The sequence below is a fragment of the Pseudomonas sp. MYb541 genome (genome assembly GCF_037479595.1).
Classification (GTDB): domain Bacteria; phylum Pseudomonadota; class Gammaproteobacteria; order Pseudomonadales; family Pseudomonadaceae; genus Aquipseudomonas; species Aquipseudomonas canadensis.
Window position 1 is genome coordinate 99,050 of sequence record NZ_JBBGYS010000004.1, and the last position, 18,512, is coordinate 117,561.

At 59.1% G+C, this 18,512-nt stretch carries 13 protein-coding genes; 6 read left to right on the plus strand and 7 right to left on the minus strand.

Going from position 1 to position 18,512, the window contains the following annotated elements:
• Nucleotides 1-6 precede the first annotated feature (6 nt).
• The 4 genes from WH299_RS03865 to ureC all read left to right on the plus strand — a co-directional run bounded on the left by WH299_RS03865 (nucleotide 7) and on the right by ureC (nucleotide 3,172).
• Nucleotides 7-519: a GNAT family N-acetyltransferase gene (locus WH299_RS03865; RefSeq protein WP_122730629.1), complete on the plus strand. Its 513-nt coding sequence runs from the start codon at nucleotides 7-9 to the stop codon at nucleotides 517-519.
• A 5-nt stretch (nucleotides 520-524) separates the two neighbouring features.
• Nucleotides 525-1,058 carry a GNAT family N-acetyltransferase gene (locus WH299_RS03870; RefSeq protein ID WP_068935298.1) on the plus strand — a complete coding sequence of 178 codons (534 nt, stop codon included), beginning with the start codon at nucleotides 525-527 and terminating at the stop codon, nucleotides 1,056-1,058.
• The gene (locus tag WH299_RS03875; protein WP_078046645.1) at nucleotides 1,055-1,360 is read left to right on the plus strand and encodes an urease subunit beta; all 306 of its coding nucleotides are present in this window, start codon (nucleotides 1,055-1,057) and stop codon (nucleotides 1,358-1,360) included. The genes WH299_RS03870 and WH299_RS03875 overlap by 4 nt, the downstream gene beginning before the upstream one ends.
• A 111-nt stretch (nucleotides 1,361-1,471) precedes the next feature.
• Nucleotides 1,472-3,172, plus strand: coding sequence for an urease subunit alpha (gene ureC, locus WH299_RS03880; RefSeq protein WP_122730628.1), 1,701 nt, complete (start codon nucleotides 1,472-1,474; stop codon nucleotides 3,170-3,172).
• 55 nt (nucleotides 3,173-3,227) lie between these two features.
• Here the strand turns inward: ureC and WH299_RS03885 are convergent, their stop codons facing one another.
• From WH299_RS03885 to WH299_RS03895, 3 genes are all read right to left on the minus strand, one after another.
• A complete protein-coding gene (locus tag WH299_RS03885; RefSeq protein WP_339549637.1) occupies nucleotides 3,228-8,243 on the minus strand; it encodes a dermonecrotic toxin domain-containing protein in 5,016 nt (1,671 codons plus the stop codon).
• Nucleotides 8,192-11,209 (minus strand): dermonecrotic toxin domain-containing protein, encoded by a 3,018-nt coding sequence (locus WH299_RS03890; protein WP_339549639.1) that lies wholly within the window; start codon nucleotides 11,207-11,209, stop codon nucleotides 8,192-8,194. Before WH299_RS03890 ends, WH299_RS03885 begins: the two co-directional genes overlap by 52 nt.
• A 483-nt stretch (nucleotides 11,210-11,692) precedes the next feature.
• On the minus strand, nucleotides 11,693-12,634 hold the full coding sequence (locus WH299_RS03895; protein ID WP_028615547.1) for a DnaJ C-terminal domain-containing protein: 942 nt from the start codon (nucleotides 12,632-12,634) through the stop codon (nucleotides 11,693-11,695).
• Nucleotides 12,635-12,871: 237 nt separating this feature from the next.
• On the opposite strand from WH299_RS03895, the gene WH299_RS03900 reads away from it, so the two are divergent.
• Complete coding sequence (locus tag WH299_RS03900) at nucleotides 12,872-14,140, plus strand: Hsp70 family protein (RefSeq protein ID WP_339549640.1); 1,269 nt, start codon at nucleotides 12,872-12,874, stop codon at nucleotides 14,138-14,140.
• A gap of 108 nt (nucleotides 14,141-14,248) precedes the next feature.
• Here WH299_RS03900 and WH299_RS03905 read toward each other — a convergent pair whose 3' ends face one another.
• The 3 genes from WH299_RS03905 to WH299_RS03915 form a co-directional block, all read right to left on the minus strand.
• Nucleotides 14,249-15,262, minus strand: a complete 1,014-nt coding sequence (locus WH299_RS03905) for an AI-2E family transporter (RefSeq protein WP_016976954.1) — start codon at nucleotides 15,260-15,262, stop codon at nucleotides 14,249-14,251.
• Between the two features lie 141 nt (nucleotides 15,263-15,403).
• The gene (locus WH299_RS03910) at nucleotides 15,404-15,703 is read right to left on the minus strand and encodes a PsiF family protein (RefSeq protein WP_016976953.1); all 300 of its coding nucleotides are present in this window, start codon (nucleotides 15,701-15,703) and stop codon (nucleotides 15,404-15,406) included.
• Nucleotides 15,704-15,774: 71 nt separating this feature from the next.
• Nucleotides 15,775-16,563 carry an AraC family transcriptional regulator gene (locus tag WH299_RS03915; RefSeq protein WP_095014497.1) on the minus strand — a complete coding sequence of 263 codons (789 nt, stop codon included), beginning with the start codon at nucleotides 16,561-16,563 and terminating at the stop codon, nucleotides 15,775-15,777.
• A 97-nt stretch (nucleotides 16,564-16,660) separates the two neighbouring features.
• Here WH299_RS03915 and WH299_RS03920 point away from each other — a divergent pair, with 97 nt between their 5' ends.
• Nucleotides 16,661-17,530 (plus strand): DMT family transporter, encoded by an 870-nt coding sequence (locus WH299_RS03920; protein WP_122730620.1) that lies wholly within the window; start codon nucleotides 16,661-16,663, stop codon nucleotides 17,528-17,530.
• Here WH299_RS03920 and WH299_RS03925 read toward each other — a convergent pair.
• The gene (locus WH299_RS03925; RefSeq protein WP_122730619.1) at nucleotides 17,527-18,417 is read right to left on the minus strand and encodes an esterase/lipase family protein; all 891 of its coding nucleotides are present in this window, start codon (nucleotides 18,415-18,417) and stop codon (nucleotides 17,527-17,529) included. The two genes, WH299_RS03920 and WH299_RS03925, sit on opposite strands and share 4 nt — an antisense overlap.
• Nucleotides 18,418-18,512: the final 95 nt, after the last annotated feature.

Genomic DNA, 18,512 nt, shown 5'->3' on the forward strand with positions numbered 1-18,512 from the left:
CTGATAATGATTCGTGACGCAACCCAAAACGATTTGCCGGCGATCCGCGATATCTACAACGACGCGGTGCTGAACACCACGGCGATCTGGAACGAACAACCGGTGGACCTGGGCAACCGCCAGGCCTGGTTCAGTGCGCGGCATGCCCAGGGTTATCCGGTCCTCGTCTCGGTGGAAAACGGTGAAGTCACCGGCTACGCCTCGTTTGGCGATTGGCGCCCGTTCGAAGGCTTCCGCTACAGCGTGGAGCACTCGGTGTACGTGCGCAGCGACCAGCGCGGCAAAGGCGTGGGCCCGCGCCTGATGGAAGCCCTGATCGAACGCGCACGTGGCTGTGGCAAACACGTCATGGTCGCTGCCATCGAAAGTGGCAACCAGGCCTCAATCCGCTTGCATGAACGCCAAGGCTTCATCACCACCGGGCAAATGCCCCAAGTAGGCATCAAGTTTGGCCGCTGGCTGGACCTGACCTTTATGCAACTGACCTTGAACCCGGGCGCCGAACCGCCCAAGGAGTGACGTCGATGAACGCCGCGCAACTGCGTCGAGTCAATGCGGAAAGTTTTGCCCATTACCGTCTGGGCTTGATCGAGCTGTTGCTGGACGCGGTCAAGCATGGCGCCTCTGTTGGTTTCATGGCCGACTTCGACGAGGCCCAGGCCCGCGAGTATCTGCGCGGCGTGCAGGCCAGCATCGAAGACGCCAGCCTGCTGCTATGGGTGGTGGTGCGTGATGAACAAGTGATCGCCAGTGTGCAGTTAGCACTGTGCCAGAAAGCCAACGGCCTCAACCGCGCCGAAGTGCAGAAGCTGCTAGTGCACAGCAGCGCACGACGCCATGGCCTCGGCCAGCAATTGATGAACACCCTGGAACTCGCCGCCCGCCAGCACAAGCGCGGTTTGTTGTACCTGGACACCGAAGCCGGCTCACCCGCCGAAGCCTTCTACCAGTCGCTGCGTTACACCAAGATCGGCGAATTGCCTGACTACTGCCAAAGCCCGGACGGGCGCTACAGCCCGACCGCCATCTACTTCAAGACCCTGGGGCAACCTGCATGATTCCTGGTGAATATCAGATCCAGCCTGGCGACATCGAACTGAATGTCGGCCGCCGTACCGTCACCCTCAGCGTGGCCAACAGCGGCGACCGGCCGATCCAGGTGGGCTCGCACTACCATTTTTTCGAGACCAATGACGCGCTGACGTTTGATCGTGCGGCGAGCCGTGGCATGCGTTTGAACATTCCGGCGGGGACGGCAGTGCGATTTGAGCCGGGGCAAAGCCGTGAGATTGAGTTGGTCGATTTGAGCGGGGGCAGGCGGGTATTCGGCTTTGCCGGGAGAGTCATGGGCGACCTTTAGGGCCTCTTCGCAGGCAAGCCAGCTCCCACAGGGGAACGCATTTCAGCTGTGGGAGCTGGCTTGCCTGCGAAAGCGATCTCACATTCAACAGATTCTTTTCAGGGCACACACATGAAAATCACCCGTCAAGCCTACGCCGACATGTACGGCCCCACCGTCGGTGACAAGGTCCGCCTGGCCGACACCGAACTGTTTGTCGAGGTCGAACAGGACTTCACGGTCTACGGCGAAGAAGTCAAATTCGGCGGCGGTAAAGTCATCCGTGATGGCCAGGGCCAAAGCCAGTTGCTCGCCCGTGACGTGGTCGACACGCTGATCACCAACGCGCTGATCATCGACCACTGGGGCATCGTCAAAGCCGATGTCGGCCTGAAGAACGGCCGCATCCACGCCATCGGCAAAGCGGGCAACCCGGACATCCAGCCCGGTGTGACCATGGCCATCGGCGCCAGCACCGAAGTGATCGCGGGCGAAGGCATGATCCTCACCGCCGGCGGCATCGACAGCCACGTGCACTTCATCTGCCCGCAGCAAATCGAAGAGGCGCTGACCAGTGGCGTGACCACCATGATCGGCGGCGGCACCGGCCCGGCCACCGGTACCAACGCCACCACTTGCACATCCGGCCCATGGCATCTGGCGCGCATGCTGCAGGCCAGCGATTCGTTCCCGATGAACATCGGCTTCACCGGCAAGGGCAACGCGAGCTTGCCGGAGCCGTTGATAGAGCAGGTCAAGGCTGGCGCCATCGGGTTGAAGCTACACGAAGACTGGGGCACCACGCCCGCGAGCATCGACAATTGCCTGAGCGTTGCCGATGAATACGACGTTCAGGTGGCGATCCACAGCGACACCCTCAACGAATCGGGCTTCGTCGAAACCACCCTCGCCGCGCTCAAGGGCCGCACCATCCACACCTATCACACCGAAGGGGCCGGTGGCGGCCACGCGCCGGACATCATCAAGGCCTGCGGCTTTGCCAACGTGTTGCCCAGCTCCACCAACCCGACCCGGCCATTCACCCGCAACACCATCGACGAACACCTCGACATGCTGATGGTCTGCCATCACCTCGACCCGAGCATTGCCGAGGACGTGGCCTTCGCCGAAAGCCGCATCCGCCGCGAGACCATCGCCGCTGAAGACATCCTGCACGACCTCGGCGCGTTCTCGATGATCAGCTCCGACAGCCAGGCCATGGGCCGCGTCGGCGAGGTGATCACGCGCACTTGGCAGACCGCGGACAAGATGAAAAAGCAGCGCGGCCCGCTGCCGGGTGACGGCCCGGGCAACGACAACTTCCGCGCCAAACGCTACATCGCCAAGTACACCATCAACCCGGCGATCACCCACGGTGTGAGTCACATTGTCGGCTCCATCGAAGTCGGAAAATGGGCCGACCTGGTGCTCTGGCGCCCGGCGTTTTTCGGCATCAAACCGACCCTGATCCTCAAGGGCGGCGCGATTGCCTCAAGCCTGATGGGCGACGCCAACGCCTCGATCCCGACGCCGCAACCGGTGCACTATCGCCCGATGTTCGCCAGCTTCGGCAGCTCGCTGCACGCCACCAGCCTGACCTTTATCAGCCAGGCCGCCCAGGACGCCGGATTGCCCGAGGCCCTGGGTTTGAAAAAGCAGATCGCTGTGGTCAAGGGTTGTCGCAACGTGCAGAAAACCGACTTGATCCACAACGATTACCTCCCGGATATCGAAGTCGATCCACAGACCTATCAGGTCAAGGCTGACGGCGTTTTACTGTGGTGCGAGCCAGCCGAGGTGTTGCCGATGGCTCAACGTTACTTCCTGTTCTGATGCTTCTATTGGCGCGCAGGCACCTGGTATACCCGGTGCCTGCGCTCAACCGCCATCAACTGGCGGGTTCAACGGTGAAAGGGATTTCCACCCGTCGCAATTTCGCCCGATCAATCGCCTGGCCAGTGATCGTCTTGAGCATTGCTTTCATCTCATCCTCAATCACTTTCACATCGGCAACGTACTCGTCTTCGGTCATGACGGTACCCGGGGCATACGCGCTCTCCGGTTTTTTCAATTCAGAACCCAGCACCCTGATTTCAATCTTCAACTGTTCCTTTTGCTCGAAGGAAAGCTCGGTGCCTCGCGCGCGCTCCTCCAGCGCCATATAGAACTCGGTAGTGAGATCCAGCCGGCGCCTGAAACCTTTGAACGTGCTGCGATTGGAGCCTTCAACGTAGGATGTCCAGAACGGTTGATCGAGGAGCACGTCATCCAGCAAATCCCCAGCTTCAAGGTCCAGCACGCGTTGATAGGCAGCATCGATCATTGCCTTATCAACCCCGGCGATTCCTCTGAATTGCATCTTGCGGAACTGCCAGGGCAAGTCCAGCCGTTCTGCCAGATCGGTCATGAACGCCATATGCACCTCGACTTCGTCGATGGTCCCCTGGACCTCGCCGCCAGCAGCGACTCGCCTGAACTCCTCACCCTGCTCCAGGCGCTCGGCGACCGTCTTGTGGGCGATCCTGGTCAATTCGTCCAGCCGCCCCTTACCCCGCGCCAGCGTGGCTAGCTCGGTTTCCACCAGGCCGGGATTGGCTAACCCATACGCCTCATGAATCAGCACCTCCATGCCCATGGCGTTGAACAACTGCGCACCGGCATCAACACACGAAGTGCCGGGTTCAGCCATGGTGAACAACTTCAAGCGCAACTCCGTGTTCTCGGCCATGGCTTCGAGCATTCGCCACACCTTAGCAGTCAGGTCGACCCGGTAAAGCGTGTCATTGACGTAATGGGACGATTGGGTCAGTTTGCGGATCTCGTTGAAAAACTGAACCGATCCGGTCTCGTCCTCGACGCTGTTCCAGACCTTCTGCCGGGAGTACCACTCGCGTCGAGACAAGCCCTCCTCCCAGTCGAGGCTATCGCGCATCCCACGCGGAGGATAAGGTCGATCGGGGTCGAGGCCGACGGACTGGATGTAATCGCGCAACGTCCGCAAATTGTCTGCTGAAAGAAATTCCGGAACACGGCTCACCACGGTTCGCGCCAGCAATTCCGCTTCGGCCGATCCACGGGTGACTGCGGGAATGTCGGTGAGCACGTTGCACTGCAAATCCAGGTAAAAATGCCGAAACCGCGGTTGCGCAAACAATCCACTCGGCCAGCTTCGAATGTGTGTGTCAGCCAATAGAAGCGTATGCAACATGCTCATCCTGCTTATATCTGGGGGGGTTCTCAATGGGTTACCCACCAGGTCCAGCCTCTTGAGCCGTGTGAGCACTGCCAGGTCGGCGATACCTCGCGCATCCAGCACAATCTGGTTACCGCGCAGGTTCAAGTCGGTCAAGGCACGCATGCGCCCGAGTGCATTCGGAATGCGCGTGAGCGAATTGCCGTTGGCGCTCAGCGAGCGCAAACGAGGGAAATGATCAAGGAATGAAATGTGTATCTCGGACAATTCGGTGCTGCTCACATCCAGCCGGGTGACGTGATCGAAATTGCCTTCCAGAGTAGGCATGGTGTTCAGGTGCCGTCCCAGCGGGACATTGTGTAAATCCAGCACCGAGCCCTGCAGGTTGCCGAACGCATCCACGTCGCGCGGACCGCTGTGCTGCCAGCATTCGCGCACAGCCTTGTATAACGCATTGCGCGACTGCCATTCCGCAACCCCGGCTGGCGAGTAGCGGAACGATTCGGTCGGCGAGCTTAACCAGCGTTGGAAATTCGCGTTGAGCCTATTGAATTCCGCCTCCAGCGCACTTACCCGCTGCTCAATACCGGCATCACTTCCACCCGCCTGCAGATAGGCCAGGGCCTCTAACTCTGACCATCCAGGACGCACGACGCGCACTCGCTCTTGGGGTGTCAATTGCGCAGTGACTCGACGCAGCCCGTGAGAAATCCCGCGCATGCCGCCTCGCAGGCGCATGGTGAGCGGGTCATAGTGCGGCTTGCGCACCGGATTATCAGCCAGCAAGGCAGTGAACCTGTCTCGCGCAAACGGGCCTTGGAGAACGGCCTGTTTGAGCGTGGCGCCCTGGTTGATCTGATAGCCCAGCGCATCTCGCTCGGCATCGGGCAGGGCATGCAATACGGACACGTAGAGATCGTTGGGGCTATTGAGGTGCAAGTCATCGGCGTCGCGGGCTTCGTACTTTCCACTTTTGCTGACGATCACCCGGCGAATGTCAGCATCTACTGGGCCGATGCTATTGCTCAACTGGCCGTCGAACGAAGATTCACGGATTTCAATCCGGACATTTTCCGGCCAGTTGGGTAACGCCTGCAGCGAATGCAACGCCAGCAGCTCGGTGTCCGCGCTGTAGGCCACATCGAGAAACAACCCCTCATATGCGCGTGCAACTCGTGACGTCAGCACGGCCGCTCGCGCCCGTTCCCGTAACGCCAGCGGGATGTGTGCAGAGTCGGTAATCTTCGGCAAATCCCTTGGTGCGACGTCCGCCAGCAACTCCTCGGCAGCGGCCGTGGAAAGCCCGCTGAATGCATCCTGCAACACCACTGCCTGCGGCGAGCCGGTCTGCCGTCCCGCACGGGTGAGCGCATAAAACAAGGAGTCGCTTTGCAGCTTCGCCTGCTCGGCCAGCTTGTTTTTCAGTGCATCAATACGCACGGGCTGTTCTCTTGAAATGCCCTGCCCAAACATGGCGTGGATTTCCGTTTCACTCATAAACTTCACCGCGAATTCAGGCAGTTTCCCTGCACGAATGTCGGCGCGAGTGATCTTCAGGGTGTTCGCTGGCGATGCGTCGAGGCTACCAAACTTCATCGAGGCGCCCCAATGTTCGGTGCCTTCAAATAATTCGATGCTGGTGCGCGCAGGGCATCTTGGCAGCTCAAGCAGCAAGCGCGGCATCTGCTCAACAAAGGCCTGCGGCACCTGGTCGAGTTTGATCTGCCCCGGCAGCTTGCCTACCTCGGCCCACACCTTAAAGCGCTCGAGGGTGTCGAGCAAAACTGCAGGCGGTGGCTGGTTGACCACATGCAGCCTGCGCAACTCCTCCTCGCCCACACCGCCAGCCACGCGAACCTGCTCCAGCGTCGCATCGGAAAGACCTTCCGTCATCGGTCCAAGTCGGCGCATGAGAGTAGGCTTGTCCCACTCGAGCGGACGGTCGAGTTCAGTCTTCCAGCCGCCGGCCCCGTTGTGTTCGAGTTTGGGCTGATAGGCTTTCGGTCGGCTCGGATGCGGCACGCATGACTGGCCCGTGCGCGGATCATCGCGCACCTCGAAATGCCGGCCGTCATGTTTGAGGATGTCTTTGTTGCTGTGCCGGAACAGGCCCTGCTCATTGGGTTTCGCGTCGGTGGCCAAGGCAATGTCATGGGCATAGGGCGCCAGGTTCTTGTTCCACAGGCGCATGCTGCCATCGGGCAGTTGAACCGGTTTCAGGTTGTCGATAAGCGAGGATGGCTTGACCGGGGTGGCTGCGCCACCCGGCAGGATGTGCCCTGCCATCATCAGCGCCAACTGCGCCGCATTGATCATGACCCCGACCAGATGGGCCGCAGCCTCTTCCTTGTCGCCCTTGCTCCACTCCTCTATACCCTCCATGGTTTCGAGGAGCATTTGCCCCACCATGACGGCCAGCAGCGGTCCGGCCAGGCCAGGAACGAGCATGGCGCCGAAATTGAACACGTTCCAACCGATATTCAGGTAGGTGGTCAGCCGGTTCCAGCGCGTGGCAGCGTCTTCATCGTCAGTCAGCACCGCGATCTGCCGTGCGTCCGCTATCGCCTTTTCCCTGCGCCAGCGACCTATTCGCGGCCACAAATCGCCGGGGATGACGTTGGTGATAGGTTCGGCGTTGGGATTTTCGACGGCGGTTTCACGCCACCAGGGGCCCATGTCCAATGGGCCACGGGCAGTCCAAGTATAGGTCGTGAGGCGCTCACGCACGCGGGCAAAGAACCGGCCCTTGTCTTTGTGCGCAATAAATCGACTAAAAAACTCCTGGTAACTCGGCGAACGCAGTTGGCCCAGCAATACCTTCATGAAGTCCGCGAGGGAGTCATACTCTTTGATGGGGTGATCAGGGTCATCGGGTACATAAACCAGTAATGTGCCGTCCAGACGGCTCTGCTCGTAAAGATCATTGCGTTTCATCATGGCTTCGACCAAGCCCTTGGGCCCATTGGCGAAGAACGCCTTCAACAACTTGAATTGGTCAAATTCCTGTCCTGGCAACAGGGTCAGGCGTCGCGACCACTCCATCAGCGTTCGCTGGTGCTGCGGCACCAAGCTGTCATAAAGCCGTTTGACTTCGGAAGGGTCCGCAACGGCGCTGAACAATACAACTCCCGAGACGTTAAAACCCATCAGCGAGAGCCTATGGCAATGCAAAGGACGATTACCCAATAGCACGCCCTGATTACCTTGGTGGATCTGCAACAGTTTTGCCCAACTTGCTGAAGAAACGTCTTTCTTCAAGTAGGCAATGAAAGCCGATTCTTTGAAGGCGGCTTTTTCAATATCCATTTCTTGTTTGGCGACCGCCGACATAGCGGCTGCCTGCTCGGGCATCAACAAGGCCTTTATATGCGTTTGATACTGCGCCCCCAGATCGAGCTTACGACACAAGGTCGCAAATTCTTCGACGGTCAACTCATGGCGCTGCAACGCGTTGGTGCTGTCGACGGTGAAGATGCCGGAACCATCACGAAACGCCCCTGCCAACGTTTCTGGCTGCTCAAAGTTGTGCAGTGCAGCTTCCAGTAATGAAGATTGCCGCAACCGGCTGGCGTTGTTATCGATGCCGGGAAACAGAGTGGCCGGGATGTACAACCGAATCACGGTCGTATTGACGTCCAGTTCCAGCTGGAATTCGTCTTTCAGTGCGGCAACGAGCAACGGCTCGGCAAAAGCATTGATGTCCTGCTGCACGTTCTCCAGCGTTTTTTGCAGCGGGTCTCAGTCCCTTCAGCACCGGTACTGGCCCGTAGTTTTCCGGTGACCGAACCCTCTCGAACTTCAATACGCAAATCAGCTGGCCAGCCAGAGAGTTTCTTCAGCGAATTAAGCACGAGCGTCTCTGTATCCGGGTTGATCAACCCGTCCAGATAAAGCCCCTCGTAGGCACGCGCCAGACGCACTTCACGCTGGGCGATCCGCAAGGCCTCCGCCAATTTGAGCGGTATGGGCTTGGTCTGCAGCCTGTCGGCGAAGTCCCATTTGGCCATTTGTTGCCGTTCAGCGCTGCCGGCCTCTCGCAGAAGCGCTTTGATCACGTTCATAGGCACACCGCGAAAGCGTGCCCAAAGCAAATTGGCCCGAGGGTCGCTGACGTCGGTATCGCCCCTGTAAAAATCATTGAGTAGCGGAGCTTTACGGCGTGCGGCAACCTTGGCAATGGTCGCGCGTAGTTTTGCAACACGCGCGTCGAGCAGGCCGCGCGGGGTTCCAGGCGCTTGCTCAAGTAGCGTATTGGTTTCGCTCTCATCCAGGGCTTCCAGAAGCGTCGGCAGCAGTTCACCATTGCGCACCTGCAAATCATGGATCTGCACGGTACGTATTTCGCTCTGTGGACTGTGCGAGCTGGAATATCTCCAGAGTGTCTTGGCCTGTTCGTCGATCACTCGCAGCGAGACCCGTTCCGGCCACTTGCCGTAACGCGTCATGACATGCAGTTGATTGATCGAGTGGTCCTGAGTAGATAAGGTCGAGGAATCATCCTCCATGGCGGCGATGAACGTTTCGACCCGTTTGTACGCGTCGAAGCGACTGATCGTATCGGCCAGCAGTGGCCCTGGCGGCTCGTTCTCGACATGCATTCTGCGCAACACGTCTTCAGAGGTGTCGCTGACATGGCGAATCTGCTCCAATTCGGTATTGCTGAACTCACTGACTGAATGCCCAAGGCGCTGCATCAACTGGGGTCCCTCCCAGGTTCGCGGCTGTTCCAATTCATGATTCCAGGCACCGGAGCCGTTGGTGTTCAGCTCGGGGGCGTAAGCATCGGGCCGCGTGGGGTGCTGCATCCGATACCTGCCCGTGGCCACGTCTTCCTGCACGGCGTAGTGATTGCCGTCCAGCGGCAGAACATCTCGCCCATCAAAGCGATGAAGGCCCTGTGCGTTGGGCCGGGAGCCTTCCGGCAACGTCATGTCCAACTGATAGGGCTTGAGGTCCGGCTTCCACAAACGTGTTTTGCCACTGGGGAGCACGACGGCTTTGAGCTCTTCGATAAAAGGTGAAACCGCGAAATGGAATACTGGCGCCAACGCCAACACGGTTGCCAGATTCTCCACGACATCAGTGATATGCGCCCAGCCTGCCTCCCTGTCACCCCGGCTCAACTCACGGACACCTTCAATCGTCTCGGACAACAATTGGTTTGCGGTGATCAACAACATCGCGGCGCCTGCGGGCGGCACAAAGAACGCGGCAATACCCACGATGAACAGGCCGATGTTCAGATAATTGGAGAGTCGGCGCTCGCGAGTGAGGTTGTCCTCGGCAGCCGTAGACACAGCCAGCACCTGGGCGTTCTCGAGGATACGTCGGCGGTGCTGCAGGTACATTTCAAACCAGATGCCGGACATACCCAGCCACTGCTTTTTGAACGACATCTCCAGGTGCAGGTCGATGTTTTCCAGGGGATCGCGCCGCCAGTGCCGGTCAACCAAAGGACCGACCAATCTGTCGGCCGGATTAAGGAACTTCTGATAATTTCGCAGGCCGGCGATCCAATAGGCACCGGACGGGAAGTCTTTTGCTTTCTCGGTGAAACGAAGAAAAAACCGGCCGCGGTCCTTTTCCGACACGAAGCGGCTGAAAAACCGCTGGTAGTCGGTGAGCACATCCCGGCCACTGTCGATCTTGCTCCCCTGGGGCCGGTACAGCAGTTTATGGGTAAGTTCCTCTTCAAACTCGGCAAATGACGCGTACTGTTTGACCGGATGTTCGGGTTCGTCCGGAATATAAACAATGACATAGCCGCCGTCGTAGCGATCCTTGTGCGTGGGGAAAAACAGCGCGCACTCGGCAACGTCATATCCCATCAATTTTATTGGACTATAACTGATCAATCGGCCTATAGCGCTATCTTCGACCTTGGACTTATCGCTGATCAACTCGACCAATAAATCATAATGTTTGCGCTCAATGTCCTTTTTCAGCAAGGCGGCAAACGCGGCGGCCTTCAGGGCTGCTTTTTTATTTTTGGTAAAGGGCTCACGCCCCAGCTCAAATCTCCCGCCGGGGCCATAGAGCTTATCTTTTATAAATTTCTCATATTGTCCACCGATGTCCAGCTTGCGACAAAGGGCAACGAACGCCTCCACCGTCATCGGCGCGGGTCGGATGACATCGAAGTGCCCCCGCGCATCGGGCTCGGTTATAAATAACGACTCGCCGTCGAAGTAACCCGCCTCAGCTTCAAAGGCTTCGAAATTATGCAAAGCCGCCTGTAGCAAGGAAAAAGTCCTGCTACGAAAGTCGCCCGTTTGGACGCCTGTCGGAAGGCCGAAAAACTTATACTCCACTGGGTAATACAGGCGCAGCCAGGTAGTGTCGACATCCAGCTCGACGCCTGCTTCGGCCAAGGCTGCGGTTAATTTTGGTTTAGCGTAGGCGGTGATGTCCTGCACGTCCCCGAGAAACTTTTCCCATTCATTTTGCGCATGACAGTCAGCCTCCAATAACTGTTTTAACTGCTCCTGTTCCTCAGTCGAACATTTTTCATACCAGTCTGGAAGGTCAGGTTTGGTGTCTTTAAGCACTTTACGCCGCACGGGTGAAGCGCCAATTAGGCAGCCTGGGATGATGTTTTTAATTAAGTCAAAATGAATACCCTTATCGTTATTCTCGGGATTATCACCAGCGACATTTACTACTAAATCGTCAGTCATTTCACACGTTCCATATGCAGTTGAATTCAATAACTGTTTTAGGCATTACCGATAAAAAATAAATTAATGCCCACCGGGCAGTTCTTGACCCGAGAACAGAATTAACCATTTAAACAAGTGCAAAAAAGAATAGTCTTTTATTGCCTTTATCCGGAAAGTCGACTGCGTTAATTATTTATGCAGGAACGAACGAAGGGCGCCCGGTTGAACCAAGAGGGCACACGGTCTTTCAGGAAGTCGTAGTGGACACCGCGAGCGCCGGCGTTGAACACACCAACGGGGGTGGCAGTTGCAGTAGGGTTTGACATGACGGATCGTCCTTGACGGGTGACAAAGACACCAGCCTATAGAACGATCCGACACGCTCGGACTGCATAGATAGTGTGCAGGCAGCCTGAGTGCATGGGGTGCTCCTGCGTTTTTCGCGAGCACGGACTAGCCCGCCGCCTCGCCCCCTACACTGAAAGGCATCAGGGCTTACGATCAGCTATTCCAGGTTTGCCTCGGATCGAAGTCAGCGTTTTTCGCCAACGCCTGCCACAACGCCTTGGCCTCTTCGTCGACCTCTTTGGGCATCACCACCTTGAGCTGAATAAACAGAAAGCCGCGCTCCCCGCTCTTGTTCAGCAAGCCATGGCCCTTGGCGCGCATGCGCTGGCCGTTCTGGCTGCCAGCAGGCACCTTGAGGTTGATCTTGCCGGTCAGCGTCGGCACAGCTACTTCCGTGCCCAACGCCAACTCCCACGGTGCCAGGGGCACTGTGATTACCAGGTCCTGACCTTCCACCTCGAACTTAGCGTGCGGTGCAAACTTGATGATCAGGTACAGATCACCATTGGCCCCGCCGCCAATCCCCGGTGCGCCCTGCGCCTTGAGGCGGATGCGCTCACCGTCGGCCACGCCGGCGGGGATCTTCACGTTCAAGCTCTTGGTAGTGTTGCTCACATGCCGGCCCGAGGCATCGTATTGCGGCACCTGGAAGCTGATCTGCTTGGACTCGGTGGACAGTGTCTCTTCAAGGGACACTGTCAGTTGCATCTCCACGTCCTGCCCCTTGCGCCCGGCCGGACGGCGCTGGCCGCCACCAAACGCATCGCCACGGGAGCCAAAGATCGAACTGAAGAAGTCCGAGAAATCCTCACCGCCACCGCCGCCAAAGCCGCCACGGCTCTGCCAGCCCGGTGGTCCCTGAAAAGGTTGGCCATGCTGGCCGTATTTGCGCAGTTCGTCGTATTCGGCGCGTTTGTCGGCGCTCTTGAGCGCCTCATAGGCTTCGGACGCGTCCTTGAACTTGGCTTCGGCGTCTTTTTCCTTGCTCACATCGGGGTGATATTTGCGCGCAAGCTTGCGATAGGCCGCCTTGATTTCCTTGTCGTCGGCCGTCGGCTCTACGCCCAATATCTTGTAGTAGTCTTTGAAATCCATCGGCGGTTCACCATCCTTAATCGAGATCGCACAGCCCGGGGCACAGCGTGCGCTGCATTGCACCTGTTGAGTGATGTGGCCTGGGGTGCGTCAAAGTGTTATCGGCACTTGCCGTATGCAGCAGATGTGGGGGCAAATCCCCAGGTTTCAAGCACGATTTAACAGATGGTCGGCCTACGCATCCGGCGTCGACTGGCATACACTGCGCGGCCGTTTTTCAACCGGAACCTGATTGTCATGGAAAACTCATCCCCAGCCCGTGCCTGCGGCATCGACTTTGGCACGTCCAACTCCACCGTCGGCTGGATCCGCCCCGGCGAGGAGACGCTTATCGCGCTGGAGGACGACAAGATCACCCTGCCGTCGGTGGTGTTCTTTAACTTCGAGGAACGCCGCCCGGTGTACGGCCGCCTGGCGCTGCATGAGTACCTGGAAAACTACGAAGGCCGACTGATGCGCTCGCTCAAGAGCCTGTTGGGCTCCAAGCTGATCAAGCACGACACCAGCGTGCTCGGCACGGCGATGCCATTCACCGACCTGCTGGCGCTGTTTATCGGCCAGCTCAAGAGCCGCGCCGAAGCCAATGCCGACCGCGAGTTCGAAGAAGTGGTGCTGGGTCGTCCGGTGTTTTTCGTCGACGACGACCCAATGGCCGACCAGGAGGCCGAGAACACCCTGGTCGACGTGGCGCGCAAGATTGGCTTCAAGGACATCTCGTTCCAGTACGAGCCGATTGCCGCCGCGTTCGACTACGAGTCCACCATCCAGAAAGAAGAGTTGGTACTGATTGTCGATATCGGCGGCGGTACCTCCGACTTCTCCTTGGTGCGCCTGTCACCGGACCGTCGCCACAACGACAACCGCCAGAGCGACATCCTCGCCACCGGCGGCGTGCACATCGGCGGTACTGACTTCGATAAACAGCTCAGCCTGCAAGGCATGATGCCGCTGTTCGGCTACGGCAGCCGCATGAAAAGCGGCGCCTACATGCCCACCAGCCATCACATGAACCTCGCCACCTGGCACACCATCAACTCGGTGTACTCGCAAAAATCCCAGTTGGCGTTGGGCAGCATGCGCTACGACATCGAAGACACCGGTGGCATCGACCGCCTGTTCAAGTTGATCGAACAGCGCGCCGGGCATTGGTTGGCGATGGAAGTGGAAGAAACCAAGATCCAACTGACCCACGAAGACAGCCGCCATGTGGCGCTGGACCGCATCGAAGCAGGCCTGAGCGTAGACCTGAGCCGGGCGCTGTTCGAGTCGTCCATCGACAGCTTGCTGGAGCGTGTGCGCGGCAGTGTCACACAGCTGCTCAACGACGCCTTGGTGAGCGTGGCACAAGTGGACACGGTGTTCTTTACCGGCGGTTCCAGCGGGATTCCGGCGCTGCGCCACAGCATTTCGGCGATGTTGCCGAATGCGCGGCATGTGGAAGGCAATATCTTTGGCAGCATCGGCAGTGGTTTGGCGATTGAGGCCAGCAAGCGCTACGGCAACTGAGTTTTAGCTGACACCGCGCCGCGCCCATCGCGGGCAAGCCCGGCTCCCACACTGACGGTGTTCACAAATCAAGATGTGTGAATGCCGTCAGCCCAGGCAATACAAGGCTTAAACCATCCCACCGAGCTTCAGCTCACTCTTCAAATACGCATAGTAAATCGGCCCCGCCACCACACCCGGCAGGCCGAACGCGGCCTCAAACACCAACATCGCCAGCAGCAACTCCCACGACTTGGCACTGATCTGCCCGCCCACGATCCGCGCATTGAGGAAATATTCGATCTTGTGGATCACGATCAAATACCCCAACGCCGCCACCGCCACCCAGATCGACAGCGACAGCGCGACGATGGTGATCAGGGTGTTGGACATCAGGTTACCAATGACCGGCAGCAGGCCGAGCAGGAACGTGAGAACGATCAGGGTTTTGGTCAACGGCAGGTGAATCCCGCACAACGGCAGCACCACGGCGAGGAACACGGCAGTGAAGGCGGTGTTGAGCGCGGCGATCTTGATCTGGGCGAAAACGATATTGCGAAAGGCCTGGACCAGCAGGTGCAGGCGGTCGAACAGCGCGGCGGCCAAGGGTTTGCGTTTGGTCAGGTCGGGGACGCGTTGCAGAGCGATGATGGCGCCAAGCACCATGCCGATCAGCAGGGTGACGAACATGTGGGCGGCGTCTTTGCCGACCAACTGCAACTCGCTCAGGTGCTTGCTTAGCCAATCGCCGATGGCCACGCGGAACTCGGCGGCGCTGGCAGGCAGGTAAGCGTCGAGGAACGGCGGCAACTGGCCGCGCGCGCGATCAACCACACCCATGAATTTATCGAGAGAGGCCCCGGGATTTTCCGCTTCGTGGAGCAGAAAGCTGATGGCGCCGGCGAAGATCAGGGTCAGCACGCTGACGATCAGGGTGCCGAGCAAGGCGACCGCCAGCCAGCGCGCACGCCGTCCTTCGATCAGCCGTTGCAGTTGGGGGGTCAGCATGTTGACCAGCTCGAACACCAGCAGGCCAGCCAGCAGGCTGGGCAGCAATTTGAGCGGCAGTACCAGCAGCAGGCCGCCGAAAATGATGATGTAGCTGGCCAGCAATATCACATGACGCTGAGAAAACGTTGGCATACAGCCTCAAAACGAACGGCGTTAAAAGATGTGTAGGAGCCGGCTTGCTGTGGCGAGGGAGCTTGCTCCCTCGCCACACATTTGCCGCGCGCATACAGGGGGCTGTGTGCGAGTGTCGCAGCCTTCTATGGCCTGGGGCTATTATTTCTTCAGGCAGGTGCTCATAAAGGTTTTACGCGCGTCGCCGGTCAAGGCTTTGGTCTTGGCGTCCGCATTGCAATCCTTCATCTTCTGCTGCTGTGGCGTAAGCGTCTTGGCGTCATTGGCTGCTGGAGCAGACAGACAGGTCTTCATGAAGGCCTTGCGGTCATCACCTTTAAGCGTCTTGGTGGTGGCTTCGGCGTTACAGGTGGTCATTTTATTTTGCTGAGCGGTGGCAGCAAAGCCTTGGGAACACAGCAGCAGGCCCATCATCAACAGCGGGATTCGCAGCATCTTCATGGAGTTTTCTCCCTGTTACCGCACCGAAGGGCACGGACTACCCAGCAGTGTAGTCAAAGCCTGTTACAACTTCACCGGGTACGGATATGCGTCCGTCGATACTGCTCCGGCGTACAGCCCGCCTGGCGCTGGAACATGGCGATAAAGGCCGAGGCGGTGCTGTAGCCCAGGTCAAACGCCACATGTTGCACGCTGCGTGGGCTGTCGAGGGCTTCGATGGCCGCCAGGTAGCGCAGACGCTGGCGCCATTCGCCGAAGCTCATGCCCAGTTCCCGCACAAACAGGCGCGCCAGGGTGCGTTCGCTCACGTGGACTTGTTCGGCCCAGTGCGCCAAGGGGCGGTTGTCGGCGGGGTCGGCCTGCATGCCTTCGAGTACGCCGAGCAAGCCAGGGTGGCGGGCGTATGGCAGGAAGCATTCATGGATCGGCGCCTGCTTGAGCTGGTCTACCAGCACCTGGGCCAGGCGGATGTCGGACTCGGTCTGCGGCATGTTCACGTCACGCTGGGCAAAATCGCTGAGGATGGCCTTGAGAATGTCGCTGATGGCCAGGGTGCAAGGCTGCTGGGGCAGTTGCTCACAAAGTTCCGGCGCCAGCCCCACCGAGTGATAGACGATCGCCTCGGCATTGTAGGAGCTGTGTTCGGTGTGAGGTGGCACCCACACCGCGTATTGCGGCGGCGACATGAAGCGGTTGCCGGCCACTTCCATGCGCATCACGCCGCTGGCCGAGTAATCCAGCGAGCCCCAGAAATGCTGGTGCGGCGTGCATTCGGTGTCAGGCGCGAAATCCGAATAACGGAAGTACACCGGGCTCGGCAACCGGGGGAAATCCGCAAGACGTACGTTGTGCTTGGCCATATTGTCTGGATACAGAGGTGGTTTGTCTGGATCGCAGTATAGGCTTCGATCCAGACAATGGATAATCCTGCCTCATCAACACACTTGGTTACTTTCGATGCAATACGCTTATCCCTTGCTGGCCATTTTCATCTGGGCCGGCAACACCGTCGTCAACAAGCTGGCTGTGGGCGCACTGTTCCCGGCGGAAATTGGCTTTTACCGCTGGTTGCTGGCGGCGCTGCTGTTCACGCCGTTCATGATCAAGCCGGTGATCGCCAACTGGGCGCTGATCCGTCCGAACCTGGGCAAGGTGTTCATCCTCGGCGTGTTGGGCATGGCGGTTTACCAAAGCCTGGCGTATTACGCCGCGTCGCTCACCACCGCGACCAACATGGGCATCATCCTGTCGTTGATGCCGTTGATGGCACTGACGGCGGCGATCATCAGCCTCGGCCAGCGCCTCACCTACGGCGCGATGACCGGTGCCGTGCTGTCATTCGCTGGCGTGGTGGTGGTGGTTTCCGCCGGCAGCCTCGACGCACTGCTGCAGCACGGGGTCAACCTGGGGGACGGCATGATGCTGGTCGCGACCCTGGCCTACGCGGTCTACAGCACTCTGCTGAAAAAATGGCAGCTGCGCCTGCCGCCGCTGGTGTTGCTGTATCTGCAGGTGCTGGTGGCGGTGGTGGTGCTGTTCCCGCTGTTTCTGTTTTCGGCGAAGGCTGGCTTGGGTTGGGCGAACACTCCACTGGTGCTGTATGCGTGCCTGTTGGCCTCGATGGTCGCGCCGCTGGCGTGGATGCATTCGGTGAAGACCTTGGGCCCGAGCCGCACCACGCTGTTTTTCAACCTGCTGCCATTGATCACCGCGCTGATTGCGGCGGTGGTGTTGAAGGAAGAGTTGGCGCTATACCACCTGGTGGGCGGCCTGCTGACCTTGGGCGGGGTAATTCTGTCGGAGCGTTGGACCACGCCGGTGCGTTAAACCCCGGCTTCCTTCAGGCGCCGGGCATGCTCGACAAACAGTCGGATCGGCTCGGCGCCCTTGCCCACCAGCCCCAGGGACTGGTTGACGATATCGAAGTGGTCCAGGGGGTAGTCATCGCCGATCACCAACCCCAGGTGTGAACTGTAGCGCCCGACCATGCCGTCACACTGGCCCTTTTCGCGCACGAAGCTGCGGGCGAACAGGCGGCAACTGCGGTTCGTACCATCGAACAGGTTACGACCGCGGTCGGTAATGCCCGGCTGCAAGGTGCCGGACCATGAGTAATAACGCACGCCATTGACCTCTTCGGGCCCCTGCCCACCCCATGTCTGCGGCAGCCCCTGTGGATAATGCTGATTGAACAGCGCCACGCCCGCACTGGTCAGCGAGTGATGGGAGGCCTGCAGATCCGCCTTGAAGCGTGGCCCGCGATAGCCGGTTTCCAGCACGCCCATCAGCCAGGCGACTCCGTGAAACAGCGCGCTCATGATCCGCCCCTTCACGCCATCCACCGGGTAATTGAGGTGAATGTGGTCCGCCAACTCCGAGCCGTGGTTGGGCCCGGCCACGGACGTCACCGACGCCACCCATTCCGGGCGCTTGGCCGCCGCATACCGGGCGGTGAGCGAGCCCTGGCTGTGGCCGATCAAGTTGACCTTGTCGGCCCCCGTTTCACGGCGGATGCGCTCGATCTGCACCAGCAATTGCTCGCCGCGCACTTCGCTGGAATCCAGCGGCGCCACCTGCACGGGAAACACCTGCGCCCCGCCCGCCCGCAGCGCGGGGACGATACCGTACCAATAAGGAAACCACCCCAGGCGCACGAACCCGAGCATGCCAGGGACCAGCACCAGGGGGTAACGCGTGGCTAACGACTGCGGCATGGGCCGAACGTCCTTGATCAGGAAAGACTCACCAGAGGCTAGCCCAGTCCCGCGACGCAGTGATGACATAAATCCGATAAAACTTTTTGCGTGAC

Bases quoted from the DNA above. Each gene is read 5' to 3' on its own strand.
- WH299_RS03865 (WP_122730629.1), top strand. From the start codon at position 7: ATGATTCGTGACGCAACCCAAAACGATTTGCCGGCGATCCGCGATATC.
- WH299_RS03870 (WP_068935298.1), top strand. From the start codon at position 525: ATGAACGCCGCGCAACTGCGTCGAGTCAATGCGGAAAGTTTTGCCCAT.
- WH299_RS03875 (WP_078046645.1), top strand. From the start codon at position 1,055: ATGATTCCTGGTGAATATCAGATCCAGCCTGGCGACATCGAACTGAAT.
- ureC (WP_122730628.1), top strand. From the start codon at position 1,472: ATGAAAATCACCCGTCAAGCCTACGCCGACATGTACGGCCCCACCGTC.
- WH299_RS03890 (WP_339549639.1), bottom strand. From the start codon at position 11,209: ATGACTGACGATTTAGTAGTAAATGTCGCTGGTGATAATCCCGAGAAT.
- WH299_RS03895 (WP_028615547.1), bottom strand. From the start codon at position 12,634: ATGGATTTCAAAGACTACTACAAGATATTGGGCGTAGAGCCGACGGCC.
- WH299_RS03900 (WP_339549640.1), top strand. From the start codon at position 12,872: ATGGAAAACTCATCCCCAGCCCGTGCCTGCGGCATCGACTTTGGCACG.
- WH299_RS03905 (WP_016976954.1), bottom strand. From the start codon at position 15,262: ATGCCAACGTTTTCTCAGCGTCATGTGATATTGCTGGCCAGCTACATC.
- WH299_RS03910 (WP_016976953.1), bottom strand. From the start codon at position 15,703: ATGAAGATGCTGCGAATCCCGCTGTTGATGATGGGCCTGCTGCTGTGT.
- WH299_RS03915 (WP_095014497.1), bottom strand. From the start codon at position 16,563: ATGGCCAAGCACAACGTACGTCTTGCGGATTTCCCCCGGTTGCCGAGC.
- WH299_RS03920 (WP_122730620.1), top strand. From the start codon at position 16,661: ATGCAATACGCTTATCCCTTGCTGGCCATTTTCATCTGGGCCGGCAAC.
- WH299_RS03925 (WP_122730619.1), bottom strand. From the start codon at position 18,417: ATGCCGCAGTCGTTAGCCACGCGTTACCCCCTGGTGCTGGTCCCTGGC.